This window comes from Bacillus sp. FSL M8-0025, assembly GCF_037975475.1.
Classification (GTDB): Bacteria; Bacillota; Bacilli; order Bacillales; family Bacillaceae; genus Bacillus; species Bacillus subtilis.
The window spans coordinates 142,796-162,500 of record NZ_CP150258.1; the positions used below are offsets into that span (position 1 = coordinate 142,796).

Sequence of the window (19,705 nt, forward strand, 5' to 3'; positions counted from 1 at the left end):
AAAGAAGGAGGGACACATGATTATGCGTCGTATTGACCCAAGCAAATTAGAGTTAGAAGAACGCTTAGTTACGGTTAACCGCGTAGCGAAAGTTGTTAAAGGTGGTCGTCGTTTCCGCTTCGCAGCTCTAGTCGTTGTCGGTGACAAAAACGGACACGTAGGATTCGGTACTGGTAAAGCACAAGAAGTACCAGAAGCGATCCGCAAAGCTGTTGAAGATGCGAAAAAGAATTTGATTGAAGTACCAATGGTTGGAACTACAATTCCACACGAAATCATCGGACGTTTCGGTGCAGGTAACATCTTGTTAAAACCTGCTTCTGAAGGTACTGGAGTTATCGCTGGAGGCCCTGTACGTGCGGTACTTGAGCTAGCTGGTGTAGCTGATATCCTTTCTAAGTCTTTAGGTTCTAACACACCGATCAACATGATTCGTGCAACACTTCAAGGTTTAAGTGAACTTAAACGTGCTGAAGACGTTGCGAAGCTTCGTGGAAAATCTGTAGAAGAACTGTTAGGATAAGGAGGGAACATTAATGGCTAAATTAGAAATTACCCTCAAACGAAGTGTAATCGGTCGCCCGGAAGACCAACGCGTTACTGTAAGAACACTTGGTTTAAAGAAAACAAACCAAACTGTTGTTCATGAAGACAACGCTGCGATCCGTGGTATGATTAATAAAGTATCTCATTTAGTTTCTGTTAAAGAACAATAAAAATATTTGATCGGATAAGGAGGTGTCCTAATGAAACTTCATGAATTAAAACCTTCAGAAGGTTCACGCAAAACGCGTAATCGCGTAGGTCGTGGTATTGGTTCTGGCAACGGTAAAACAGCTGGTAAAGGTCACAAAGGTCAAAACGCTCGTTCTGGCGGCGGTGTACGCCCTGGATTCGAGGGGGGACAAATGCCTTTATTCCAACGTCTTCCTAAACGCGGTTTCACTAACATCAACCGCAAGGAATACGCTGTAGTCAACCTAGACAAATTGAACGGTTTTGCAGAAGGAACGGAAGTCACTCCTGAACTTCTTCTAGAGACTGGTGTTATTAGCAAACTTAATGCAGGAGTAAAGATTCTTGGCAACGGTAAATTAGAGAAAAAATTAACTGTAAAAGCCAATAAATTCTCTGCTTCTGCGAAAGAAGCTGTTGAAGCTGCTGGCGGTACAGCTGAGGTGATCTAACTTGTTTAAAACAATCTCCAACTTTATGCGTGTGAGTGATATCAGGAATAAAATCATATTCACTTTACTCATGCTTATCGTCTTTCGCATAGGTGCGTTTATTCCTGTGCCTTACGTTAACGCTGAAGCGTTACAGGCACAGTCTCAAATGGGTGTTTTTGATCTCCTTAATACATTTGGCGGCGGTGCGCTTTACCAATTTTCCATTTTCGCAATGGGAATTACTCCTTATATCACGGCTTCGATCATCATTCAGCTGCTTCAGATGGATGTGGTACCGAAGTTTACCGAGTGGTCTAAGCAAGGTGAAGTTGGCCGCCGTAAATTAGCTCAGTTCACAAGGTACTTTACGATTGTGCTTGGTTTCATCCAAGCATTAGGTATGTCATATGGATTCAACAATCTGGCAAACGGTATGCTGATCGAAAAATCCGGTGTATCGACATATCTTATCATTGCTTTAGTGCTCACTGGCGGAACTGCCTTTTTAATGTGGCTTGGGGAACAAATTACTTCTCATGGAGTAGGCAACGGAATATCGATCATTATCTTCGCGGGGATTGTGTCTAGTATTCCAAAAACAATTGGGCAAATATATGAGACTCAATTTGTCGGCAGCAACGATCAGTTGTTTATTCATATTGTGAAAGTCGCACTTCTTGTGATTGCGATTTTAGCAGTTATTGTTGGAGTTATTTTCATTCAGCAAGCCGTACGGAAAATTGCGATTCAATATGCTAAAGGCACAGGTCGTTCACCTGCTGGCGGAGGTCAGTCTACACACCTTCCATTGAAAGTGAATCCTGCAGGGGTTATTCCGGTAATCTTTGCGGTTGCGTTTTTGATAACGCCGCGGACGATCGCGTCATTCTTTGGAACAAACGATGTGACAAAGTGGATTCAAAACAACTTTGATAATACGCATCCGGTGGGTATGGCGATATATGTTGCGTTGATTATTGCCTTTACGTACTTTTATGCTTTTGTACAGGTAAACCCTGAACAAATGGCTGATAACCTTAAAAAACAGGGTGGCTATATCCCGGGGGTTCGTCCAGGGAAAATGACTCAAGATAGAATTACGAGCATTTTGTATCGACTTACGTTTGTGGGTTCTATATTCTTAGCCGTGATTTCCATTCTTCCTATCTTTTTCATTCAATTCGCTGGATTGCCTCAAAGTGCACAAATTGGCGGAACATCTTTGTTAATTGTTGTCGGGGTAGCCTTGGAGACAATGAAACAACTAGAAAGCCAGTTGGTGAAACGAAACTACCGTGGATTTATGAAAAACTAGAGGAAATGGATTTATCCATTCCCTCTTAATAAAGAGAGGACGGGGGAAATCCGAATGAACTTAGTCTTAATGGGGCTTCCTGGTGCCGGTAAAGGCACACAGGGCGAACGAATTGTTGAGGATTATGGGATTCCTCATATCTCAACAGGAGATATGTTCCGTGCTGCTATGAAAGAAGAAACACCACTCGGACTCGAAGCAAAATCTTATATTGATAAGGGAGAGCTCGTACCTGACGAAGTCACAATCGGAATTGTAAAAGAGAGACTTGGCAAAGATGATTGTGAAAGAGGTTTTCTTCTGGACGGATTTCCGCGAACAGTCGCTCAAGCCGAAGCTCTTGAAGAAATTCTTGAGGAATACGGCAAGCCGATTGATTATGTCATTAACATTGAAGTCGACAAAGATGTTCTGATGGAACGTCTGACTGGACGCAGAATTTGCAGTGTTTGCGGCACAACCTATCATTTAGTCTTTAATCCGCCGAAAACGCCGGGTATTTGTGATAAAGACGGAGGCGAACTCTATCAACGGGCAGATGATAATGAGGAAACAGTCTCTAAACGGCTTGAGGTAAACATGAAGCAAACTCAGCCTTTACTCGATTTCTATTCAGAGAAAGGTTATCTTGCAAACGTGAATGGCCAGCAGGACATTCAAGACGTTTATGCAGATGTGAAGGATCTTCTTGGAGGATTAAAAAAATGATTATCTGTAAAACCCCACGTGAACTTGGTATCATGCGGGAAGCAGGGCGAATCGTGGCTTTAACTCATGAAGAGTTAAAAAAGCACATTAAACCAGGAATCTCGACAAAAGAATTGGATCAAATTGCCGAACGTTTTATTAAGAAGCAGGGTGCAATCCCATCTTTTAAGGGGTATAATGGGTTTCGCGGGAGCATTTGCGTATCAGTTAATGAAGAACTCGTTCACGGCATACCTGGCAGCAGGGTGCTGAAGGACGGTGACATCATCAGTATTGATATCGGTGCTAAATTAAATGGTTATCATGGTGACTCTGCATGGACATATCCGGTAGGAAACATCAGCGATGATGACAAAAAACTTCTGGAAGTGACAGAGGAGTCTTTATATAAAGGCTTGCAGGAAGCAAAACCAGGTGAACGTTTGTCGAATATTTCCCACGCAATACAAACGTATGTCGAAAATGAGCAGTTTTCAGTTGTTAGGGAGTATGTCGGACATGGTGTTGGTCAAGACTTGCATGAGGACCCGCAAATTCCTCATTACGGTCCGCCCAACAAAGGACCACGGCTTAAACCTGGCATGGTTCTCGCTATTGAACCTATGGTGAACGCTGGCAGCCGCTACGTGAAAACATTGGCTGATAACTGGACGGTTGTAACGGTAGATGGGAAAAAGTGTGCTCATTTTGAACATACGATTGCGATTACGGAAACGGGTTTTGATATACTGACGAGAGTCTAGATGATGAAAATAATTCCGAAGACAGATGTTTTTCAAGCTTGATAGGGCAGAAAGCTTGATAGGGCAGAAAGCTTGGGTGAACATTGGCAAGACCGAATTCATCTTGCTGCTTGTCGTTGGAATTTTAACCATCATCAATGTACTAACAGCAGACGGAGAAAAGCGTACATTTCATTCTCCTAAGAAAAAGAATATCAATCATTTAACCCTTTATGATTGCGTATCTCCGGAAGTTCAGAACAGTATAAACGAAACAGGGCGTGTGACAAACTTCTTTTGAAATTTGTCAGAAAGCAAGTTACTGATTTGAAGAAGGGAGAACACTTGAATGGCGAAAGACGATGTAATTGAAGTGGAAGGTACTATAGTCGAAACACTGCCAAACGCGATGTTCAAAGTTGAACTTGAAAATGGCCACACTGTTTTGGCTCATGTATCTGGTAAAATCCGCATGCACTTCATTCGCATTTTACCTGGAGACAAAGTTACGGTAGAATTATCTCCATATGACTTAACTCGTGGCAGGATTACGTACCGTTACAAATAAAGCACTCCGGAAACTGAAGGAGGTTGGAAACACATGAAAGTGAGACCATCAGTTAAACCAATCTGCGAAAAATGTAAAGTTATTCGCAGAAAAGGAAAAGTAATGGTGATCTGTGAAAATCCAAAGCATAAACAAAAACAAGGATAATTTATAAGGAGGTGCCCAGAGAATGGCTCGTATTGCTGGTGTAGATATCCCACGTGACAAACGTGTTGTTATTTCTTTAACATACATCTTCGGAATTGGCCGCACAACGGCTCAGCAAGTTTTAAAAGAAGCTGGAGTTTCAGAAGATACTCGTGTGCGCGATCTTACTGAAGAAGAACTTGGTAAAATCCGTGATATTATTGACAAACTGAAAGTAGAAGGTGACCTTCGCCGTGAAGTTTCTCTTAATATCAAACGTCTGATCGAAATCGGAAGCTACCGCGGAATCCGTCATCGCAGAGGATTACCTGTTCGCGGACAAAACTCTAAAAACAACGCGCGTACTCGTAAAGGTCCGCGTCGTACTGTAGCTAACAAGAAAAAATAAGTAAGGGAGGTTCTTAAACAATGGCTGCTGCTCGTAAATCTAACACGCGTAAACGTCGCGTGAAAAAGAATATTGAGTCTGGAATTGCTCATATTCGTTCAACTTTCAATAACACGATCGTTACGATCACTGACACTCATGGTAATGCTATTTCTTGGTCTAGTGCCGGAGCTTTAGGATTCAGAGGTTCTCGTAAATCTACTCCTTTTGCTGCGCAAATGGCTGCAGAAACAGCTGCTAAAGGTTCAATCGAACATGGTCTTAAAACTCTAGAGGTTACTGTTAAAGGACCTGGTTCAGGCCGTGAAGCTGCAATCCGTGCACTTCAAGCTGCTGGACTAGAAGTCACTGCTATCAGAGACGTAACTCCTGTTCCTCATAACGGATGCCGTCCACCAAAACGTCGCCGCGTGTAATTTGTTTGTATAGATTTTGTGTCCCTGTCAATAATGGGTTATGATACAGTTATTTATGAAACGAATGCACCGACTCGTTGCCTGAGCACATACGGGACTAAACAATGGGGAATTTCGGATGGAATCTCATATGATTCTATTCGAGGTTTCGACGTTTTGAAGGAGGGTTTTAAGTAATGATCGAGATTGAAAAACCAAAAATCGAAACGGTTGAAATCAGCGACGATGCCAAATTTGGTAAGTTTGTCGTAGAGCCACTTGAGCGTGGATATGGTACAACTCTGGGTAACTCCTTACGTCGTATCCTCTTATCCTCACTCCCTGGTGCCGCTGTAACATCAATCCAGATAGATGGTGTACTGCACGAATTCTCGACAATTGAAGGCGTTGTGGAAGATGTTACAACGATTATCTTACACATTAAAAAGCTTGCATTGAAAATCTACTCTGATGAAGAGAAGACGCTAGAAATTGATGTACAGGGTGAAGGAACTGTAACGGCAGCTGATATTACACACGATAGTGATGTAGAGATCTTAAATCCTGATCTTCATATCGCGACTCTTGGTGAGAATGCGAGTTTCCGAGTTCGCCTTACTGCTCAAAGAGGACGTGGGTATACGCCTGCTGACGCAAACAAGAGAGACGATCAGCCAATCGGCGTGATTCCGATTGATTCTATCTATACGCCAGTTTCTCGTGTATCTTATCAGGTAGAGAACACTCGTGTAGGCCAAGTTGCAAACTATGATAAACTTACACTTGATGTTTGGACTGATGGAAGCACTGGACCGAAAGAAGCAATTGCGCTTGGTTCAAAGATTTTAACTGAACACCTTAATATATTCGTTGGTTTAACTGACGAAGCTCAACATGCTGAAATCATGGTTGAAAAAGAAGAAGATCAAAAAGAGAAAGTTCTTGAAATGACAATTGAAGAATTGGATCTTTCTGTTCGTTCTTACAACTGCTTAAAGCGTGCGGGTATTAACACGGTTCAAGAGCTTGCGAACAAGACGGAAGAAGATATGATGAAAGTTCGAAATCTAGGACGCAAATCACTTGAAGAAGTGAAAGCGAAACTAGAAGAACTTGGACTCGGACTTCGCAAAGACGATTGACTAGTTTCCCTTGTGAACTAGGATTTTCGTGTGTTTATTATTCAGAAACAGCATTCCAATAAAGGAGGGGACATCACATGTCATACAGAAAACTAGGACGTACGAGTGCACAGCGTAAAGCTATGCTTCGTGATCTTACAACTGATTTGATCATCAACGAAAGAATCGAAACAACTGAAACACGTGCGAAAGAACTTCGCTCTGTAGTTGAAAAAATGATCACGCTTGGCAAACGCGGTGATCTTCACGCTCGCCGTCAAGCTGCTGCATACATCCGCAACGAGGTTGCAAACGAAGAAAATAATCAAGATGCACTTCAAAAATTATTCTCTGACATTGCAACTCGTTACGAGGAGCGCCAAGGTGGATACACACGTATTATGAAGCTTGGTCCTCGCCGTGGTGACGGAGCACCAATGGCAATTATCGAATTGGTTTAATCACATATTTTTGTGTATCTAAAGAAGGGCGGGACAGTTTCTAACTGGATCTATGCCCTTTTTTTAGATACTGCAACTTTTAATAGAGAGAAAAGCAGAGCATTAGCTGAGAGGAGGCCGGTTTTCCATGAATCAAAATCAGTTGATATCGGTAGAGGATATCGTATTTCGATATCGGAAGGACGCAGAAAGACGAGCACTAGACGGCGTCTCCCTGCAGGTGTATGAGGGTGAATGGCTTGCAATCGTAGGTCATAACGGTTCAGGGAAATCAACACTGGCCCGCGCATTGAATGGTTTAATTCTTCCTGAATCAGGCGACATTGAGGTTGCCGGGATTCAATTGACAGAGGAATCCGTTTGGGAAGTGCGTAAGAAGATAGGTATGGTCTTTCAAAATCCGGATAACCAATTTGTCGGAACGACTGTTCGCGATGATGTGGCTTTTGGTTTAGAAAACAATGGTGTACCGCGGGAAGAAATGATTGAGAGAGTAGACTGGGCAGTAAAACAGGTGAATATGCAAGATTTTCTCGATCAAGAGCCGCACCATCTCTCCGGAGGCCAAAAGCAGAGAGTTGCGATTGCGGGGGTTATTGCCGCACGTCCTGATATTATTATCTTAGATGAAGCAACATCCATGCTTGATCCGATCGGGCGAGAAGAAGTGCTTGAAACGGTAAGACATCTAAAAGAGCAGGGCATGGCGACTGTCATATCCATTACACATGATCTGAATGAGGCAGCAAAAGCAGACAGGATCATTGTCATGAATGGCGGTAAAAAATATGCTGAAGGGCCGCCTGAAGAGATTTTTAAATTGAATAAAGAACTTGTTCGAATTGGGCTTGATTTACCCTTCTCATTCCAGCTTAGCCAGCTTTTAAGAGAAAATGGACTGGCTTTGGAAGAAAACCATTTGACTCAGGAAGGGCTGGTGAAAGAGCTGTGGACATTACAATCAAAGATGTAGAGCATCGCTATCAGATGAAGACGCCGTTTGAGCGCCTAGCACTGTATGATATCAATGCATCGATTAAAGAAGGAAGCTACGTAGCCGTTATCGGGCATACAGGCTCTGGCAAGTCCACTCTTCTTCAGCACCTAAATGGTCTCCTGAAGCCGACGAAGGGACAGATATTACTAGGCAGCACTGTCATTCAGGCAGGGAAAAAGAATAAAGATCTGAAAAAACTTCGTAAAAAAGTCGGAATCGTTTTCCAATTTCCTGAGCATCAATTATTCGAAGAAACAGTTCTTAAAGATATTTCATTCGGACCGATGAACTTTGGTGTTAAAAAAGAAGATGCTGAACAAAAAGCGAGAGAGATGCTGCAGCTTGTAGGTTTATCAGAAGAGCTTTTGGACAGGTCACCCTTTGAATTAAGCGGGGGACAAATGCGCAGAGTTGCAATTGCCGGCGTACTTGCAATGGACCCTGAAGTGCTTGTTCTGGATGAACCGACTGCAGGATTGGACCCAAGAGGGCGAAAAGAGATTATGGACATGTTTTATGAGCTTCATCAACGTGGGAACCTGACGACGATCCTTGTGACACACAGCATGGAGGATGCAGCTGCATACGCTGATGAAATGATTGTTATGCATAAAGGAACGATACAAGCATCAGGCAGTCCGCGTGATCTGTTTTTAAAGGGTGAAGAGATGGCCGGCTGGGGGCTGGATCTTCCAGAAACAATAAAATTCCAAAGACACCTTGAAGCTGCACTGGGTGTGAGATTTAATGAGCCTATGCTCACAATCGAAGATGCCGCTGCTGAAATCCGTGCTCTTTTTCAGGGAGAGAAGACTTTATGATGGACAGCATGATTATCGGCAAGTATGTACCGGGTACTTCACTTGTGCACCGGCTTGACCCCAGAACAAAACTGATCACGATCTTTTTATTTGTCTGCATCGTATTCTTAGCCAATAATGTTCAGACATATGCGTTGCTTGGTTTATTTACAATTGGCGTCGTTTCTTTAACAAGAGTTCCTTTCTCTTTTTTAATGAAAGGGCTGAAGCCAATCATCTGGATTGTTCTTTTTACGTTCCTTCTTCACATCCTTATGACACTTGAAGGACCGATTATCTTTCAAATAGGTTTTTTCAAAGTCTATGAGGGCGGTCTGGTTCAGGGGATATTCATTTCTCTTAGATTCGTCTATTTGATTTTAATCACAACCTTATTAACGCTTACGACTACACCGATTGAGATTACCGATGGAATGGAACAGCTGCTGAACCCATTGAAAAAATTAAAGCTTCCTGTTCATGAGCTGGCTCTTATGATGTCAATTTCTTTACGGTTTATTCCGACACTGATGGAGGAGACAGATAAGATCATGAAGGCTCAGATGGCGCGAGGCGTTGATTTTACAAGCGGGCCTGTCAAAGATAGAGTGAAGGCTATTGTCCCGCTTCTTGTCCCGCTCTTCGTCAGCGCATTTAAACGCGCCGAAGAGCTTGCGGTGGCAATGGAAGCAAGAGGCTATCAAGGCGGAGAAGGACGTACGAAATATAGAAAGCTTGTATGGACAGGAAAAGACACTTCTGTCATTGTCAGCTTAATTGTATTAGCTGCTTTGTTATTTTTCTTAAGGGCTTAGAGGTGCTGTATGAGACTGAAATGCACGATTTCTTATGACGGACATTTGTTTAACGGTTATCAGGTTCAGCCGGGCAAAAGAACGGTTCAGGATGAACTGGAGAAGGCTTTGGCTGTCCTGCATAAGTCAAAAGACAGAATTCCGGTCGTTTCGTCTGGAAGAACAGACAGCGGGGTTCACGCAGCCGGACAGGTGATTCATTTTGACACTCCGCTGTCTATCCCGGCTGAAAGATGGCCATATGCCTTAAATGCACTGCTTCCGGACGATATCGCAGTCAAACAGGCAGAAATTGCGGATGATGGGTTCCATGCACGATTTAGCGCAGTCAAAAAAGAATATCGCTACTTTGTATACACGGAGAAACACCCGGACGTATTTAAACGGCATTACGCTTACCATTTTTCATATCGCCTTAATGTGCAGGACATGAGAGAAGCGGCAAAGCATCTTATAGGGACACATGATTTTACGAGCTTTTGCGCGGCTAAAACAGAAGTGCAGGACAAGGTACGAACGATATACGAACTTGATTGGACTGAGACGGCTGACGGCCTGCAAATGCGGATCACAGGCAGCGGTTTCTTATATAATATGGTCAGAATTATTGCGGGTACTTTGCTTGATGCAGGTATTGGAAAAATTTCTCCCGATGAGGTGAAATCCATGCTGGAAGCGAAGGATCGCGAAGCGGCAGGGCGCACAGCGCCGGGGCACGGGCTATATTTATGGAACGTTTACTATGACAACTAAACCAGGTGTATAATATTTTCTTGACAGAGTCTGCATAAAGTTATAAGATATCATATGGTATGTATTTCAACCCCACGATAAGCCCCGGAACTTATTGTGTTGTGAAATAGAACGTAATCGAAGTTTATTGAAAATGACAGATCATTTAGGAGGGAAATTCAATGCGTACAACACCTATGGCTAACGCAAGTACTATTGAACGCAAGTGGTTAGTTGTTGATGCTGCTGGCAAGACTTTAGGTCGTCTTTCTTCAGAAGTTGCAGCTATCCTTCGCGGAAAACACAAACCAACTTACACACCACACGTTGATACTGGAGATCATGTGATCATCATCAACGCTGAAAAAATCGAGTTAACTGGTAAAAAGTTAACTGACAAAATCTACTACCGTCACACTCAACATCCAGGCGGATTAAAATCAAGAACTGCTCTTGAAATGCGTACAAACTACCCTGAGAAAATGCTTGAGCTTGCTATCAAAGGCATGCTTCCAAAAGGTTCTCTAGGTCGTCAAATGTTCAAAAAATTGAACGTATACCGTGGTTCTGAGCATCCACACGAAGCACAAAAACCTGAAGTTTACGAACTTCGCGGTTAATTAAAAAGGAGGTTACCAATTTGGCACAGGTTCAATATTACGGTACTGGCCGTCGTAAAAGCTCTGTAGCGCGTGTGCGTTTAGTTCCAGGAGAAGGCCGTATCGTCGTTAATAATCGTGAAATCAGCGAACATATCCCATCTGCAGCTTTAATCGAAGATATCAAACAACCATTAACTTTGACTGAAACAGCTGGCACTTATGATGTTTTAGTAAACGTACATGGAGGCGGCCTATCTGGTCAAGCTGGAGCAATCCGTCACGGTATCGCTCGTGCTTTGCTTGAAGCAGATCCAGAATACCGTACAACTCTTAAACGTGCAGGTCTTCTGACTCGTGACGCTCGTATGAAAGAACGTAAAAAATACGGTCTTAAAGGCGCTCGTCGTGCACCTCAGTTCTCAAAACGTTAATTTTACGTTTTCAAAAAGCTCTCGACCTTGGGTTGGGAGCTTTTTTCTTTCAATAAAACGTGACAGCCTCGCATAAAAATAACAACTGAATGGACGTTTGGCGGGGTTAAGCAAATTGTTTGTTTATAAACGGTCTCTTTGTAATAATCATGATAGCTTTCATTCTTATTCAATTGGAACTTCGGTCAATGTTTATTATCGTTATGTGATCAGCCCAGCTTCATCTAACCACTGTATCTCATCCGTTAAAGTTCACTGCTGATTCTTAACCCGGAGAAACAATAGCTCTCATTGCTAATGGCTTTATGTAACGAAGTAAAAGTAAATCTGATGATATAAATCACATATCTCCTTTGTGATTTTTTTGCGTTTTTATGAACTTTTTTCTAAATATGCAAAGGGAAAGCGATATCAATCTAGAAATATTTGTTATACTCTATACATTAAAGTAAGGAGAAGATTCATGAATGCGTTAGTAGCTCATAATAGCAAAGCCTGGGATAAAAAAGTAGAAACAGGCAATGAATGGACTGTTGCTGTTGAACAGCAGGTTATCGAACAAGCAAAAAAAGGCAATTGGGATATAAGGGTAACACCAATGAAAGATGTACCGAAGGATTGGTTTCCGCCTATCAAAGGTCTGAAAGTACTCTGTTTAGCATCAGGCGGCGGCCAGCAGGGTCCAGTTTTGGCAGCCGCAGGCGCGGATGTCACCGTATTAGATAACTCAGAAAAACAGCTGAATCAGGATAGAATGATTGCTGAGCGAGATGGTCTCACGATACACACTGTCAAAGGAAGCATGGACGATTTAAGTGTATTTAATGATGAATCATTTGATGTCATTGTACATCCTGTTGCCAATGTTTTTGTTGAGAATGTCCTCCCGGTATGGAAGGAAGCGCACCGTGTGTTGAAAAGGAACGGCATTCTAATCTCGGGTTTTGTCAATCCTGTTGTATTTCTGTTTGATACAGAATTAGAACAGCAAGGTGTTTTAAAAGTAAAACACTCCATTCCATACGCTGACCCAGAAGATCTTCCGAAACATAAAGTGAAAAAACTGATCGAAAATAATGAGGCTCTGGAATTCGGCCATTCCTTAGAAGACCAAATCAAAGGCCAAATTGATGCCGGTTTTATCGTTACTGGTTTTTATGAAGATAAAGGCGGGTTTGTATTAGACCAATATATCCATACATATTCTGCAACAAGAAGCATGAAAGTATGAAAAGCAGCGACCTGTTAGAGGGGCTGCTTTTTTCATAACTACTTACAGAACATTTGTTCCAGATCCTGCGGAAAGCTGACTTTTTATCGATTTTACACCTTCATTTGGGCGAATTTCCAACCGAATTCGGGCATTGTTTCATCATCCAAACCTCAAAATAATCGGTAAAAGGAGAGTGAATTTATATGGCAGAAGTACTGTCTTTTATGGATGTGAAACGCCAAAAGGATTTTGAATTAGAAAAGAACTTGCTCAAAGAACTCTCTCTGAGACAAATTATCCAGTCTGTTAAGGATTGTTTGGAACCATTATTTCCATTTTTACATGATGAACGAGATATTATTACTGAAGGCTGTATTGATTTTGCGATTGAAGCTTATTTGTTAGGCGGGCGTTTTGGGATATTCGGCTATTACGGAGAATCCATGCAGAGTATCAGTGCCCGCTCTGCAAGAGAAGAAGAAGAGCTGCGTATGGAGTTTTTTGATTATCTCTATAATTGGATACACGAGCAATACGCAACATTTGATAAAAACACGGTTTATGAAGCGGCACGCAAGTTCATTAAAGATTGGTGGACAGCGGGGTTTGTTCAAAGAGAAAAACAGTGTAAGCTTCGCATGCGGTAATCATATTTCCCGGCCCTGTCCCATAGTTATGTAATAACGGACAAGCGGGAGGGGAAGGGATGAGGAAAAAGCTTAAATGGCTCAGTTTTTTGCTAGGCTTCATCGTATTACTATTTCTGTTCAAATATCAGTTCAGCAACAACGACTCTTGGAAGCCGTGGAGCCTGCCCTTGAGCGGTAAAATCATTTATCTAGATCCAGGTCATGGCGGGCCTGACGGCGGAGCAGTCGGCGGAAAGCTGTTAGAGAAGGATGTTACCCTGGAAGTGGCCTTTAGAGTCAGGGATTATCTTCAAGAACAAGGAGCGCTTGTTATCATGACCAGAGAAAGTGATACTGATCTCGCTCCAGAAGGAACAAAAGGCTATAGTCGACGAAAAGCTGAGGATCTAAGACAACGAGTCAAATTAATAAACCATTCAGAGGCGGAGCTCTATATCAGCATTCATCTTAATGCGATTCCGTCACAAAAATGGAGCGGAGCCCAAAGCTTTTATTACGGGAAATATGCGGAAAATGAGAAAGTCGCAAAATACATCCAGGATGAGCTGAGAAGAAATCTGGAAAACACAACCCGGAAAGCAAAGCGGATTCATGGTATCTACTTAATGCAAAACGTCACCAAACCGGGGGCGCTTATAGAAGTCGGATTTTTATCCAATCCAAACGAAGCAACGCTGCTCGGTAAACCGAAATATCAAGACAAGGTGGCATCTTCCATATATAAAGGCATTTTGCGATATTTCACAGAAAAAGGAGACCCTCCGGAGTAATGGAGGGTTTTCTTGTGGTTCTAAGCATAAGACACCCGCCATTTATGTATGATATAATAATAATTGTAAACGAATACACAAAAGGGTGAGGTTCGATGATAAGAGAAGATGAAGTAAGAAAACTAGTCGGAGAAATGCGCGAACCTTTTCTTCAAAGACCTCTGGGAGAATTGGATGCCGTTAAGGAAATTAAAATAAAGCCTGAAAAACGGCATATCAGTGTAAAAGTCGCTCTTGCAAAAACAGGAACTGCAGAACAAATGCAGATTCAGCAAGAGATCGTAAACGTATTAAAAGGGGCAGGAGCTGAGACAGTCGGCCTTCGATTTGAAGAGCTGCCTGAAGAAACGGTTGCTAAATTCCGGGCGCCGTCAGCTGAGAAAAAAACATTATTAAATATGGATAACCCGCCAGTCTTTCTTGCTGTAGCAAGTGGAAAAGGCGGCGTAGGCAAGTCAACTGTGTCAGTAAACCTAGCTATTTCTCTGGCTCGTCTAGGGAAAAAGGTTGGTTTAATTGATGCGGATATTTATGGGTTCAGTGTGCCGGACATGATGGGTATCACTGTGCGTCCAACAATTGAAGGAGAGAAACTTCTTCCTGTTGAACGCTTTGGAGTAAAGGTCATGTCAATGGGCTTTTTCGTAGAAGAAAATGCCCCGGTCGTATGGAGAGGGCCGATGCTCGGCAAAATGCTGAATAACTTTTTCCATGAAGTAGAGTGGGGAGAAGTAGACTATATCGTTCTTGACCTTCCGCCTGGTACAGGGGACGTTGCTCTCGATGTACATACAATGCTTCCGAGCTGCAAAGAAATTATCGTATCTACGCCACATCCGACAGCTGCTTTTGTCGCGGCCAGAGCGGGCTCTATGGCGATTAAAACCGATCATGAGGTCGTGGGTGTCATAGAGAACATGGCTTATTATGAAAGTGCAAAGACAGGGGAAAGAGAATATGTGTTTGGAAAAGGCGGGGGAGATAAACTGGCTGAGGAACTAAACGTGCCTTTACTCGGCAGAATCCCATTGAAACAGCCCGATTGGGATAAGGACCAATTTGCTCCGTCTGTTTATGACGAAAATCATCCAATCGGAGAAATATATCAGGACATCGCAAAAAAAATAGATGCAAAAATGTCAGTGCAGGTATAAAAGGTGAACCGGGATTCCAGATCCCGGCTTTCCCTTTATTCACTTTCTTTTGCTGTGTCTTTTGCTGCTTTTTTCAGCTCATCTTCGAACTGCTTTTTGTAAAGCGGACTAGAAAGTGTTTCGTTAATAACCTCTTCTAAATAACTGCGGAATTCTTGGCTTTTTGCCAGCTGGCTGTACTTTTTATCCATGCCGGGATCCTGCATAACGCTCATCAGCATCTTCTGGTAATCTGGATCCTTCATCAGCTTTTTAATCACTTTTTCATGCTCTGTCTGAAGAGTTTTGGCAAAGCCCTCAGCAAAATCAGTGTCTTCAAAGATGTTTTTCCAAAATTCTTCACCTTTTTTAGATGTGAGTGTTTTTTCTATTGTTCCTTTAATTGCATCTTGGTCAATCACCAGCGCTTCATTCATGGCATCATCATTTAATAATTCCTTAATAGCTTTCTTTCCATCATCAGTTTTTAATATATCAACAACCATTTTTTTGGTCTGATCATAGTCCATATCCGCTGCTTGGTCTTTTGGAGCGCAAGCTGTTACAGATAATAACAAAAAACAGCTCATCAATAGCGTTTTGGCTTTTGACATGCTTAAGCTCCTTTCACATACTTGTCTTACCTTTAATATGATTCATCTGTTTGGAATTATACATAACAAAATATCGCTGTTCGCGATTTTTGAGGGGATGAATAAAGAAATGAAAAGCCGTGGTTTAGTTCGTTTTTTCTTTTCTATTTTAGCTGTCGGGGCGCTTATCACGAGTATTGTGGGTTTTGCTTTAAAGTGGGGAGAATATAGAGGGCTGTTTCTAACATTTGAAGCGGGACAGATTTTCTCTGTTTTATTTTGGTTTATCGGTGTAGGCATGATTTTCAGTGTGATCAGCCAAATGGGTTTTTTCGTGTTTTTAACAGTTCATCGGTTTGCGCTTGAGATATTAAGGTCCTCCTCTTTGTGGAATTTGCTGCAGTTGTTTTTCATCCTGTTTGTTGCTTTTGATTTAATGTACGTGCGTTTTTTATTTTTTGGAGAGAGCGGAGAATCGCTGGCTGGCTATGCGTGGTTACCGGTGTTTTTATTGATCTTTGGAGTGATTACAGCTTATATAAAGCAAAAGCAGTCCTCTAAGAAAACATTTGTGTCATCGTTATTTTTGATGGTTGTGATTACCGCATTAGAATGGTTCCCTGCATTAAGAGTAAATGATGAGGACTGGCTTTATTTAATGCTTTTTCCGTTAATGGCATGTAATGCCTTCCAATTGCTGATGCTGCCGAAGTTTGCAGCAAAGTAATTACTTTACCTCTGCGGATTTGGCATCAGAATTTGCGATGAGATCACCCACGGTTACATTTTTTAATCCTTTTTCTTTCAGCTGATGGATGATATCAGGCAATGCTTCTTCTGTTTGTTTTGCCGAATCTGAGGCATGTAAAAGAATAATGTCTCCACCGGAAACTTGCTTGGTCACATTGTCGATGATTTTTTCAACTCCGGGATTTGTCCAGTCTTGAGAGTTCACACTGTAATGAACGACTGTATAATTGTATTGCTTTGCGACCTTTAGAACATTCTTATTGAATTGGCCGGTAGGGGGTCTTAATAGCTGTATGTCTTTGACCCCTAACTTTTCAAAGGCTGTTTGCGCACGGTTTATGTCCTTTTTTATTTCGCTGCTCTCTAAATTGGCATAGTTTTTATAAGCGTAGCCCATGCTCCCGATTTGATGGCCGTCCTTTACGATACGGGCCACTGTGTCGGGATGGCGTTCTGCCCAAGAAGCGGACAGGAAAAACGTTGCGTTTTTAATCCCGTTTGCTTTCAGAGTATTAAGTATCGGTTCTGCTCTCTCATCACCCCAGCTGATATCGAAAGTAAGTGAAATATCTTTAGAGTCTGTTTCTCCTTTATAAATGGCTTTAGGTCCGGTGTCAGTTGAAAACACGGGAAGCGGGACAGCTCTTTGGATATAAAAAAAGCTGGCAGCTGCAAATGCGGCGATAAGTATAATAATTAATTGTTTTACCCGTTTAATGTGCCACACATAGAAGTGATTCACTGATGATGCCTCCTTATCTTGTCCATCATTCTTGTTTTACATCTTATGAGCATGGACAATTGAATATAACCGATAAAATGTCTCTTCACATACAGCCTAAATTGGGTGTTGACCTTTTGATAATATCCGTGATATATTATTATTCGTCGCTGATAAACAGCTGACATCAACTAAAAGCTTCATTAAATACTTTGAAAAAAGTTGTTGACTTAAAAGAAGCTAAATGTTATAGTAATAAAGCTGCTTCGTTAAGCGGCAGTAATGATCTTTGAAAACTAAACAAGACAAAACGTACCTGTTAATTCATTTTTATAAATCGCACAGCGATGTGCGTAGTCAGTCAAACTAGGGCCTGTACGACGCAGGTCACACAGGTGTCGCCGCAGGATGCGGTGAACTTAACCTGTGATCCATTTATCGGAGAGTTTGATCCTGGCTCAGGACGAACGCTGGCGGCGTGCCTAATACATGCAAGTCGAGCGGACAGATGGGAGCTTGCTCCCTGATGTTAGCGGCGGACGGGTGAGTAACACGTGGGTAACCTGCCTGTAAGACTGGGATAACTCCGGGAAACCGGGGCTAATACCGGATGGTTGTTTGAACCGCATGGTTCAAACATAAAAGGTGGCTTCGGCTACCACTTACAGATGGACCCGCGGCGCATTAGCTAGTTGGTGAGGTAATGGCTCACCAAGGCAACGATGCGTAGCCGACCTGAGAGGGTGATCGGCCACACTGGGACTGAGACACGGCCCAGACTCCTACGGGAGGCAGCAGTAGGGAATCTTCCGCAATGGACGAAAGTCTGACGGAGCAACGCCGCGTGAGTGATGAAGGTTTTCGGATCGTAAAGCTCTGTTGTTAGGGAAGAACAAGTACCGTTCGAATAGGGCGGTACCTTGACGGTACCTAACCAGAAAGCCACGGCTAACTACGTGCCAGCAGCCGCGGTAATACGTAGGTGGCAAGCGTTGTCCGGAATTATTGGGCGTAAAGGGCTCGCAGGCGGTTTCTTAAGTCTGATGTGAAAGCCCCCGGCTCAACCGGGGAGGGTCATTGGAAACTGGGGAACTTGAGTGCAGAAGAGGAGAGTGGAATTCCACGTGTAGCGGTGAAATGCGTAGAGATGTGGAGGAACACCAGTGGCGAAGGCGACTCTCTGGTCTGTAACTGACGCTGAGGAGCGAAAGCGTGGGGAGCGAACAGGATTAGATACCCTGGTAGTCCACGCCGTAAACGATGAGTGCTAAGTGTTAGGGGGTTTCCGCCCCTTAGTGCTGCAGCTAACGCATTAAGCACTCCGCCTGGGGAGTACGGTCGCAAGACTGAAACTCAAAGGAATTGACGGGGGCCCGCACAAGCGGTGGAGCATGTGGTTTAATTCGAAGCAACGCGAAGAACCTTACCAGGTCTTGACATCCTCTGACAATCCTAGAGATAGGACGTCCCCTTCGGGGGCAGAGTGACAGGTGGTGCATGGTTGTCGTCAGCTCGTGTCGTGAGATGTTGGGTTAAGTCCCGCAACGAGCGCAACCCTTGATCTTAGTTGCCAGCATTCAGTTGGGCACTCTAAGGTGACTGCCGGTGACAAACCGGAGGAAGGTGGGGATGACGTCAAATCATCATGCCCCTTATGACCTGGGCTACACACGTGCTACAATGGACAGAACAAAGGGCAGCGAAACCGCGAGGTTAAGCCAATCCCACAAATCTGTTCTCAGTTCGGATCGCAGTCTGCAACTCGACTGCGTGAAGCTGGAATCGCTAGTAATCGCGGATCAGCATGCCGCGGTGAATACGTTCCCGGGCCTTGTACACACCGCCCGTCACACCACGAGAGTTTGTAACACCCGAAGTCGGTGAGGTAACCTTTTAGGAGCCAGCCGCCGAAGGTGGGACAGATGATTGGGGTGAAGTCGTAACAAGGTAGCCGTATCGGAAGGTGCGGCTGGATCACCTCCTTTCTAAGGATATTATACGGAATATAAGACCTTGGGTCTTATAAACAGAACGTTCCCTGTCTTGTTTAGTTTTGAAGGATCATTCCTTCGAAACGTGTTCTTTGAAAACTAGATAACAGTAGACATCACATTCAATTAGTAACACAAGATATCACATAGTGATTCTTTTTAACGGTTAAGTTAGAAAGGGCGCACGGTGGATGCCTTGGCACTAGGAGCCGATGAAGGACGGGACGAACACCGATATGCTTCGGGGAGCTGTAAGCAAGCTTTGATCCGGAGATTTCCGAATGGGGAAACCCACCACTCGTAATGGAGTGGTATCCATATCTGAATTCATAGGATATGAGAAGGCAGACCCGGGGAACTGAAACATCTAAGTACCCGGAGGAAGAGAAAGCAAATGCGATTCCCTGAGTAGCGGCGAGCGAAACGGGATTAGCCCAAACCAAGAGGCTTGCCTCTTGGGGTTGTAGGACACTCTGTACGGAGTTACAAAAGAACGAGGTAGATGAAGAGGTC

General features: G+C 43.2%; 25 protein-coding genes, 2 rRNA genes and 1 pseudogene (1 of these 28 only partly in view). 26 read left to right on the forward strand and 2 right to left on the reverse strand.

Annotated elements, in window-relative coordinates; all coding sequences use genetic code 11:
• Positions 1-22 precede the first annotated feature (22 nt).
• The 23 genes and pseudogenes from rpsE (at position 23) to salA (ending at position 15,158) form a co-directional block, all read left to right on the forward strand.
• Positions 23-523: a 30S ribosomal protein S5 gene (gene rpsE, locus MKX38_RS00810; protein WP_003328273.1), complete on the forward strand. Its 501-nt coding sequence runs from the start codon at positions 23-25 to the stop codon at positions 521-523.
• Positions 524-536: 13 nt separating this feature from the next.
• The gene (gene rpmD / locus MKX38_RS00815) at positions 537-716 is read left to right on the forward strand and encodes a 50S ribosomal protein L30 (RefSeq protein ID WP_003156497.1); all 180 of its coding nucleotides are present in this window, start codon (positions 537-539) and stop codon (positions 714-716) included.
• A gap of 30 nt (positions 717-746) precedes the next feature.
• Positions 747-1,187: a 50S ribosomal protein L15 gene (rplO, locus tag MKX38_RS00820; RefSeq protein ID WP_003225819.1), complete on the forward strand. Its 441-nt coding sequence runs from the start codon at positions 747-749 to the stop codon at positions 1,185-1,187.
• A 1-nt stretch (position 1,188) separates the two neighbouring features.
• The gene (gene secY, locus MKX38_RS00825) at positions 1,189-2,484 is read left to right on the forward strand and encodes a preprotein translocase subunit SecY (protein WP_004399662.1); all 1,296 of its coding nucleotides are present in this window, start codon (positions 1,189-1,191) and stop codon (positions 2,482-2,484) included.
• 54 nt (positions 2,485-2,538) lie between these two features.
• On the forward strand, positions 2,539-3,192 hold the full coding sequence (locus tag MKX38_RS00830; RefSeq protein ID WP_004399686.1) for an adenylate kinase: 654 nt from the start codon (positions 2,539-2,541) through the stop codon (positions 3,190-3,192).
• Positions 3,189-3,935 carry a type I methionyl aminopeptidase gene (gene map, locus MKX38_RS00835; protein WP_003225828.1) on the forward strand — a complete coding sequence of 249 codons (747 nt, stop codon included), beginning with the start codon at positions 3,189-3,191 and terminating at the stop codon, positions 3,933-3,935. The genes MKX38_RS00830 and map overlap by 4 nt, the downstream gene beginning before the upstream one ends.
• A gap of 25 nt (positions 3,936-3,960) precedes the next feature.
• Positions 3,961-4,286, forward strand: a pseudogene (locus MKX38_RS00840) (RNA-binding protein).
• Positions 4,264-4,482, forward strand: a complete 219-nt coding sequence (gene infA / locus MKX38_RS00845) for a translation initiation factor IF-1 (RefSeq protein WP_003156508.1) — start codon at positions 4,264-4,266, stop codon at positions 4,480-4,482. Before MKX38_RS00840 ends, infA begins: the two are co-directional and overlap by 23 nt.
• Before the next feature lie 33 nt (positions 4,483-4,515).
• Complete coding sequence (rpmJ, locus tag MKX38_RS00850; RefSeq protein ID WP_003156543.1) at positions 4,516-4,629, forward strand: 50S ribosomal protein L36; 114 nt, start codon at positions 4,516-4,518, stop codon at positions 4,627-4,629.
• Between the two features lie 22 nt (positions 4,630-4,651).
• The gene (gene rpsM / locus MKX38_RS00855; protein ID WP_003235095.1) at positions 4,652-5,017 is read left to right on the forward strand and encodes a 30S ribosomal protein S13; all 366 of its coding nucleotides are present in this window, start codon (positions 4,652-4,654) and stop codon (positions 5,015-5,017) included.
• A 20-nt stretch (positions 5,018-5,037) separates the two neighbouring features.
• Positions 5,038-5,433, forward strand: coding sequence for a 30S ribosomal protein S11 (gene rpsK / locus MKX38_RS00860; protein WP_009966385.1), 396 nt, complete (start codon positions 5,038-5,040; stop codon positions 5,431-5,433).
• A 176-nt stretch (positions 5,434-5,609) separates the two neighbouring features.
• The gene (locus MKX38_RS00865) at positions 5,610-6,554 is read left to right on the forward strand and encodes a DNA-directed RNA polymerase subunit alpha (protein ID WP_003225835.1); all 945 of its coding nucleotides are present in this window, start codon (positions 5,610-5,612) and stop codon (positions 6,552-6,554) included.
• A gap of 77 nt (positions 6,555-6,631) precedes the next feature.
• Entirely contained in the window at positions 6,632-6,994 is a 363-nt protein-coding gene (gene rplQ / locus MKX38_RS00870) for a 50S ribosomal protein L17 (protein ID WP_003225836.1), read from the forward strand.
• Positions 6,995-7,121: 127 nt separating this feature from the next.
• A complete protein-coding gene (locus MKX38_RS00875) occupies positions 7,122-7,967 on the forward strand; it encodes an energy-coupling factor ABC transporter ATP-binding protein (protein ID WP_004399689.1) in 846 nt (281 codons plus the stop codon).
• Positions 7,943-8,812 carry an energy-coupling factor ABC transporter ATP-binding protein gene (locus tag MKX38_RS00880; protein ID WP_339188308.1) on the forward strand — a complete coding sequence of 290 codons (870 nt, stop codon included), beginning with the start codon at positions 7,943-7,945 and terminating at the stop codon, positions 8,810-8,812. Before MKX38_RS00875 ends, MKX38_RS00880 begins: the two co-directional genes overlap by 25 nt.
• Positions 8,809-9,606, forward strand: coding sequence for an energy-coupling factor transporter transmembrane protein EcfT (locus MKX38_RS00885; RefSeq protein ID WP_339188310.1), 798 nt, complete (start codon positions 8,809-8,811; stop codon positions 9,604-9,606). The genes MKX38_RS00880 and MKX38_RS00885 overlap by 4 nt, the downstream gene beginning before the upstream one ends.
• Before the next feature lie 9 nt (positions 9,607-9,615).
• The gene (gene truA / locus MKX38_RS00890; protein ID WP_004399657.1) at positions 9,616-10,359 is read left to right on the forward strand and encodes a tRNA pseudouridine(38-40) synthase TruA; all 744 of its coding nucleotides are present in this window, start codon (positions 9,616-9,618) and stop codon (positions 10,357-10,359) included.
• A gap of 161 nt (positions 10,360-10,520) precedes the next feature.
• Positions 10,521-10,958, forward strand: a complete 438-nt coding sequence (rplM, locus tag MKX38_RS00895; protein WP_003241966.1) for a 50S ribosomal protein L13 — start codon at positions 10,521-10,523, stop codon at positions 10,956-10,958.
• Positions 10,959-10,978: 20 nt separating this feature from the next.
• Positions 10,979-11,371, forward strand: a complete 393-nt coding sequence (rpsI, locus tag MKX38_RS00900) for a 30S ribosomal protein S9 (RefSeq protein ID WP_004399691.1) — start codon at positions 10,979-10,981, stop codon at positions 11,369-11,371.
• Positions 11,372-11,834: 463 nt separating this feature from the next.
• On the forward strand, positions 11,835-12,602 hold the full coding sequence (locus MKX38_RS00905; protein ID WP_032723020.1) for a class I SAM-dependent methyltransferase: 768 nt from the start codon (positions 11,835-11,837) through the stop codon (positions 12,600-12,602).
• Between the two features lie 185 nt (positions 12,603-12,787).
• Positions 12,788-13,231 (forward strand): YbaK family protein, encoded by a 444-nt coding sequence (locus MKX38_RS00910; RefSeq protein ID WP_003235118.1) that lies wholly within the window; start codon positions 12,788-12,790, stop codon positions 13,229-13,231.
• A gap of 59 nt (positions 13,232-13,290) precedes the next feature.
• Positions 13,291-14,004, forward strand: a complete 714-nt coding sequence (gene cwlD / locus MKX38_RS00915) for an N-acetylmuramoyl-L-alanine amidase CwlD (protein ID WP_015252979.1) — start codon at positions 13,291-13,293, stop codon at positions 14,002-14,004.
• Between the two features lie 95 nt (positions 14,005-14,099).
• Positions 14,100-15,158 (forward strand): iron-sulfur carrier protein/transcriptional regulator SalA, encoded by a 1,059-nt coding sequence (gene salA / locus MKX38_RS00920; protein ID WP_003235124.1) that lies wholly within the window; start codon positions 14,100-14,102, stop codon positions 15,156-15,158.
• Between the two features lie 35 nt (positions 15,159-15,193).
• Here the strand turns inward: salA and gerD are convergent, their stop codons facing one another.
• Complete coding sequence (gene gerD / locus MKX38_RS00925; RefSeq protein ID WP_003235126.1) at positions 15,194-15,751, reverse strand: spore germination lipoprotein GerD; 558 nt, start codon at positions 15,749-15,751, stop codon at positions 15,194-15,196.
• 109 nt (positions 15,752-15,860) lie between these two features.
• Between gerD and kbaA the strand changes: the two genes are divergently transcribed.
• Positions 15,861-16,457 carry a KinB-signaling pathway activation protein gene (gene kbaA, locus MKX38_RS00930; RefSeq protein ID WP_004399693.1) on the forward strand — a complete coding sequence of 199 codons (597 nt, stop codon included), beginning with the start codon at positions 15,861-15,863 and terminating at the stop codon, positions 16,455-16,457.
• Here kbaA and pdaB read toward each other — a convergent pair whose 3' ends face one another.
• Entirely contained in the window at positions 16,458-17,222 is a 765-nt protein-coding gene (gene pdaB, locus MKX38_RS00935; RefSeq protein ID WP_015252978.1) for a polysaccharide deacetylase family sporulation protein PdaB, read from the reverse strand. It abuts the gene before it with no gap.
• A 414-nt stretch (positions 17,223-17,636) separates the two neighbouring features.
• On the opposite strand from pdaB, the gene MKX38_RS00940 reads away from it, so the two are divergent.
• A 16S ribosomal RNA gene (locus MKX38_RS00940) occupies positions 17,637-19,186 on the forward strand.
• Between the two features lie 170 nt (positions 19,187-19,356).
• A 23S ribosomal RNA gene (locus MKX38_RS00945) occupies positions 19,357-19,705 on the forward strand (it continues 2,579 nt past the right edge of the window).
• Together the 16S and 23S rRNA genes form the textbook arrangement of a ribosomal RNA operon.

Excerpts from the sequence above, each read along its gene's own strand:
- rpsE (WP_003328273.1), top strand. The coding sequence starts at position 23 with ATGCGTCGTATTGACCCAAGCAAATTAGAGTTAGAAGAACGCTTAGTT.
- rpmD (WP_003156497.1), top strand. The coding sequence starts at position 537 with ATGGCTAAATTAGAAATTACCCTCAAACGAAGTGTAATCGGTCGCCCG.
- rplO (WP_003225819.1), top strand. The coding sequence starts at position 747 with ATGAAACTTCATGAATTAAAACCTTCAGAAGGTTCACGCAAAACGCGT.
- MKX38_RS00830 (WP_004399686.1), top strand. The coding sequence starts at position 2,539 with ATGAACTTAGTCTTAATGGGGCTTCCTGGTGCCGGTAAAGGCACACAG.
- map (WP_003225828.1), top strand. The coding sequence starts at position 3,189 with ATGATTATCTGTAAAACCCCACGTGAACTTGGTATCATGCGGGAAGCA.
- infA (WP_003156508.1), top strand. The coding sequence starts at position 4,264 with ATGGCGAAAGACGATGTAATTGAAGTGGAAGGTACTATAGTCGAAACA.
- rpmJ (WP_003156543.1), top strand. The coding sequence starts at position 4,516 with ATGAAAGTGAGACCATCAGTTAAACCAATCTGCGAAAAATGTAAAGTT.
- rpsM (WP_003235095.1), top strand. The coding sequence starts at position 4,652 with ATGGCTCGTATTGCTGGTGTAGATATCCCACGTGACAAACGTGTTGTT.
- rpsK (WP_009966385.1), top strand. The coding sequence starts at position 5,038 with ATGGCTGCTGCTCGTAAATCTAACACGCGTAAACGTCGCGTGAAAAAG.
- MKX38_RS00865 (WP_003225835.1), top strand. The coding sequence starts at position 5,610 with ATGATCGAGATTGAAAAACCAAAAATCGAAACGGTTGAAATCAGCGAC.
- rplQ (WP_003225836.1), top strand. The coding sequence starts at position 6,632 with ATGTCATACAGAAAACTAGGACGTACGAGTGCACAGCGTAAAGCTATG.
- MKX38_RS00875 (WP_004399689.1), top strand. The coding sequence starts at position 7,122 with ATGAATCAAAATCAGTTGATATCGGTAGAGGATATCGTATTTCGATAT.
- MKX38_RS00885 (WP_339188310.1), top strand. The coding sequence starts at position 8,809 with ATGATGGACAGCATGATTATCGGCAAGTATGTACCGGGTACTTCACTT.
- truA (WP_004399657.1), top strand. The coding sequence starts at position 9,616 with ATGAGACTGAAATGCACGATTTCTTATGACGGACATTTGTTTAACGGT.
- rplM (WP_003241966.1), top strand. The coding sequence starts at position 10,521 with ATGCGTACAACACCTATGGCTAACGCAAGTACTATTGAACGCAAGTGG.
- MKX38_RS00905 (WP_032723020.1), top strand. The coding sequence starts at position 11,835 with ATGAATGCGTTAGTAGCTCATAATAGCAAAGCCTGGGATAAAAAAGTA.
- MKX38_RS00910 (WP_003235118.1), top strand. The coding sequence starts at position 12,788 with ATGGCAGAAGTACTGTCTTTTATGGATGTGAAACGCCAAAAGGATTTT.
- cwlD (WP_015252979.1), top strand. The coding sequence starts at position 13,291 with ATGAGGAAAAAGCTTAAATGGCTCAGTTTTTTGCTAGGCTTCATCGTA.
- salA (WP_003235124.1), top strand. The coding sequence starts at position 14,100 with ATGATAAGAGAAGATGAAGTAAGAAAACTAGTCGGAGAAATGCGCGAA.
- gerD (WP_003235126.1), bottom strand. The coding sequence starts at position 15,751 with ATGTCAAAAGCCAAAACGCTATTGATGAGCTGTTTTTTGTTATTATCT.
- kbaA (WP_004399693.1), top strand. The coding sequence starts at position 15,861 with ATGAAAAGCCGTGGTTTAGTTCGTTTTTTCTTTTCTATTTTAGCTGTC.